Genomic DNA, 3,947 nt, shown 5'->3' on the forward strand with positions numbered 1-3,947 from the left:
GCTCGGCCAGCACGGCGGGCACGGGCAGCTCGCCCAGCCAGTCGCTGCCCACCAGCCCTTCGCCGGGCGTCCAGCCGGGCGTCAGCAGCAGCCCGTCGACCTCCGACTCCAGCAGCCGCTCGACCTGCGCGCGGTCGCTGCCGGCGCCGTACGGCGCGATCCCCAGGATCACCCGCGCCCCGGCCGCCGTCGCCGCCTCGTCGGCCCCGGCGATCACCTCGTCGAAGTACTGGCCGACGGTCGGCACCAGCATGCCGATCACCCGCCCCTGGCCCCCGGCCTCCCCGCCGACGGGGAGCGACACCGAGCCGTGCGTCCGGCGCAGGCTGCCGTCCTCGGCGAGCGCGGCGACATCACGCCGTACCGTGACCGCGGGGATGCCGAGGCGCTCGGCGAGCTCCACGACCCGGATGGACCCGGCCTCGCGCACGACGTCGAGAATCCGTGCACGCCGGTCGTGCGCCGAAGCGGCCATCGAGTCACCCCAAGCTTCCACAAGCGTCTACGGCTGTCTCTGGGAGCATAACTGATCAGGACCAGGTCATCTGATCAATCACTCACACTCCTCGCACTCCTTCAGCGGCCTGTAACGGCTGGTGGACAAGGACCGGCTCGCCCTCGTGGGTGCCGGAAGCCGTATGTCAGGATTGAGGCTCATCAGACTTGGTACGAGTCCACCCGAGGGGGGTTGGATGTACGGCAACAGGGGGGTCGGGGCGTTCGCGGGGAGGCGGGCGTCCGCGGCGGTGCTGGGGGCGGCACTGCTGATGACGGGGTGTTCCTCGTCGGACGGCGACAAGGAGAAGGAGCCGGAGGCGGCCGGCGCGGAGATCACGCAGCAGCCGAAGGAGTCCAACCCCTTCTGGGTCAACCCCGACGGCCTCGCCGCCCGCAAGGTCGCCGAACTGATCCACGACGGCAAGGAGAAGGAGGCCGAGCAGATCCGCAAGATCGCCGAGCAGCCGGTCGCCGAGTGGATCAGCCCGGAGAACCCCGAGGAGCAGGCCCGCGGCTACACCGAGGCCGCCGACAAGACGGGCCGCACCGCCCTGCTGGTCCTCTACAACATCCCGCACCGCGACTGCGGCCAGTACTCGCAAGGAGGCGCCGCCGACGGCAACGCCTACCGCGACTTCGTGAACGACGTGGCCAAGGGCATCGGAGACCGCCCGGCCACGGTGATCCTGGAGCCCGACGCGGTCCTCCACCTGGTCGACGGCTGCACCCCGCAGCAGTTCCACGAGGAGCGCTACGACCTCCTGAGCGGCGCCGTGCAGAAGCTCACGGCCCTGAAGAACACCAAGGTCTACCTGGACGCGGGCAACGCCGGCTGGGGCAACCCCGACCAGATCTACGACCCGCTCAAGCGGGCCGGCATCGACCAGGCCGACGGCTTCTCGGTGAACGTGTCGAACTTCTACACCACCGAGGACTCCATCGCCTACGGCAAGCAGCTCTCGGCGAAGGTCGGCAACAAGCCCTTCGTCATCGACACCAGCCGCAACGGCAACGGCCCCTACACCGAGGGCGCCGCGGACGAACGCTGGTGCAACCCTCCTGGCCGGGCCCTGGGCGAGACCCCCACGGTGAAGACCGCCGACCCCTTGGTCGACGCCTACCTCTGGGTCAAGCGCCCCGGCGAGTCCGACGGCGAATGCAAGGGCGGCCCCAAGGCAGGCCAGTGGTGGGCGGATTACGCCCTTGATCTGGCAAAAGCCAGCGAATAAAAGCACACAAAGAAGGCCGCGTCCCTCAAGAAGGGGCGCGGCCAACTCGCATTTAGGGGCGCGGGGAACTGCGCGACCAGCCCCCACGGCGCCGCAGCCGACTACGGCACCTGCACCCACTGAGCCTTACTGGGCGTACCTTCCCCATCGCTCACGAACAGCATGTACCAACCCGACTGCACCAGGTTCTTGTTCTTCGGCACCGTCACGGTCAGCTTGTCGCCGTCCGCCTCGAAGTCCAGCGCGATGGACCGCATGTCGACGTCGGTCACGTGGGTCGAGGCGCTGGGCCGGACCAGCCGAGCCTTCTTGATCTTCGCGGCGTCCTTCGACGTGAACGTCGCCGACGCACCGCGCTCGACCGTCTTCGGCCCACCGGAGAGATCCGGCTGCTCCCCGTCCCCGTACAGATACGGCGGCGTGTAGATCTCGATCCGCTGCTCGAACTTCCCCGGCTTCGTGTTCGCCTTGTCCGCGTACAGCGAGTCGGACCCGAAGAACATCACCCGCCCGTCGGGCAGCAGGATCGACCCGGAGTGGTAGTTCCGGCCCACCAGCGGATCGGCGACCCGCTTCAACTCGTTCTTCTCGGTGTCGTAGATCCGCGCCTCGAGGATGTTCGAGTCGCTGCGCCCGCGGTAGTCCTCCGAGCCGCCGGAGATCAGCACCTCGTCGTTCGGCAGGATCGAGGCCTGCGGATAGCGCGTGCCCTTGTCCAGCGACGGCCCGTCCACGAACTTCGGGTCGTCGGCCTTCAGATCCACGAGGCGGGTCTTCTCGCTGGACAGCTTGGACTCGCCGACCCCGCCGCCGCCGATCACCATGTACTTCTCGTCCTGCGCCGGCGGCAGCAGCACCGTGCCGGACGTCTCCATCATGTTGGGATCGCTCAGCCCGGGGATCTTGGTGAACTTGTTGGTCTCCACGTCCCAGACGCCCGGGTCGCGGCCCACGTCGTCAGGTCCGTAGCCCGCGTTGGAACCCGAGTAGAAGATCTTGCCGTTCTGCATCAGGAACAGCGCCGGGTAGGTCGGGAACTGACGGACCTTCTCGGTGTAGGTCCACTTCTTGGTCTTCGGGTCGTAGATCTCGTTCTTGCCCGGGACCAGCTGGCCGATGTCGTCGAGGCCGGAGACGCTGAGGATCTTGCCGTCGCTCAGGGTGGTGAGCGTCGGGTACCAGCGGGCCTCCTTCATCGGGTCGACCTTGATGTACTTCTCGGCGACCGGGTCGAACTCGTAGGCGTCCCGGATGCCCTGGAAGTCCTTCTTGTCCAGGGCGAGCTTCTCGGCGATGCCGTACGTGTTGCGCGCGTCGGCGCCGGTCAGGCCCTCGATGCGGTAGTTGTCCTGCGTACCCGTCTCGTACTTGGCGCCTTCCTTCTGCGCCTCGACGTAGGTGCGGCCGTAGCCCGGGGTGTTGCCCAGGAACTCGCCGGTCTCCTTGTCGAAGTTCTTCTTGGCGCGCGGGACGAGCACCGGGTCCTTCGAGACGAAGGTCTTGCCGTTCTCCTTGCCGGTGAACTTGGTGCCGGCCGGAATGGTGATCGGCTTGTCCGGGTTCTCGTTGTGGACGACCATCAGGCCGCCCGCCTTCTTCACGTCACCCTTGAGCTTCTCGTACCGCTTGGTGCCGCCCGCGATCAGCAGATTGCCGTTGGCGAGCTGGGTGTGGCCGGTGCAGAACAGGTCGGTCGGCGTCGGGACCTTCTTGATGGTGCCCTTGACCGGGTCCCAGATCCGCGTGTCGTACTTCTTCGCGTCGAAGTTGTCCTGGTTGTTGCCGGACCCCGCGACGAGCAGCACCTTGCCGGTGCGCAGCAGCGCCGCGTGGATCGTGTTCTGCCGGTACTCCTCGGGAAACTCGACGATCTCCCACTTGCCGTTGGCGGCTTTGTACTCGGGTTGGTTGATCTTGTACTGGTGGTATTTCTCGGTGCCGAAGCGGTACAGCCACGGCCCGTTCATTCCGGCCAGCGCGAGTACCACCGCCGTGCCTATCGCGATCCGACGGGCGCGACGGCGGCCTGCACGGTCCTTCATTCCTTACGTCCCCCAAGTCCACCAAGGGCGATCTGCATGGTCTGGTCATTGCCCGGGGCGTTCCCGGTGCCCGGCCCGCCGGGTCCGCCCGGTCCGCCGTGCGAGCCGGCCCAGCTGGGCCGGTCCTGCCGCGGGTGGCCGGTGTGCGGCTGCGGCATCCGCGGCAGCGCCTGCGTCC

4 protein-coding genes are annotated in these 3,947 nt (G+C 67.7%); 1 reads left to right on the forward strand and 3 read right to left on the reverse strand.

All coding sequences use genetic code 11. From position 1 onward, the window contains the following. Positions 1-475, reverse strand: a 475-nt coding sequence (locus tag N4P33_RS33560) for a DeoR family transcriptional regulator (protein WP_260830707.1), incomplete at its 3' end; no start/stop codon positions are given. A gap of 217 nt (positions 476-692) precedes the next feature. Here N4P33_RS33560 and N4P33_RS33565 point away from each other — a divergent pair. Further along, the gene (locus N4P33_RS33565) at positions 693-1,727 is read left to right on the forward strand and encodes a glycoside hydrolase family 6 protein (RefSeq protein ID WP_260830708.1); all 1,035 of its coding nucleotides are present in this window, start codon (positions 693-695) and stop codon (positions 1,725-1,727) included. Between the two features lie 101 nt (positions 1,728-1,828). Here N4P33_RS33565 and N4P33_RS33570 read toward each other — a convergent pair whose 3' ends face one another. Beyond that, positions 1,829-3,769, reverse strand: coding sequence for a kelch motif-containing protein (locus N4P33_RS33570; RefSeq protein ID WP_260830709.1), 1,941 nt, complete (start codon positions 3,767-3,769; stop codon positions 1,829-1,831). Then, positions 3,766-3,947, reverse strand: a 182-nt coding sequence (locus tag N4P33_RS33575) for a hypothetical protein (RefSeq protein ID WP_260830710.1), incomplete at its 5' end; no start/stop codon positions are given. The genes N4P33_RS33570 and N4P33_RS33575, both read right to left, overlap by 4 nt.

The sequence above is a fragment of the Streptomyces sp. 15-116A genome (assembly GCF_025290915.1).
Taxonomy (GTDB): domain Bacteria; phylum Actinomycetota; class Actinomycetes; order Streptomycetales; family Streptomycetaceae; genus Streptomyces.

Excerpts from the sequence above, each read along its gene's own strand:
- N4P33_RS33565 (WP_260830708.1), top strand. The coding sequence starts at position 693 with ATGTACGGCAACAGGGGGGTCGGGGCGTTCGCGGGGAGGCGGGCGTCC.
- N4P33_RS33570 (WP_260830709.1), bottom strand. The coding sequence starts at position 3,769 with ATGAAGGACCGTGCAGGCCGCCGTCGCGCCCGTCGGATCGCGATAGGC.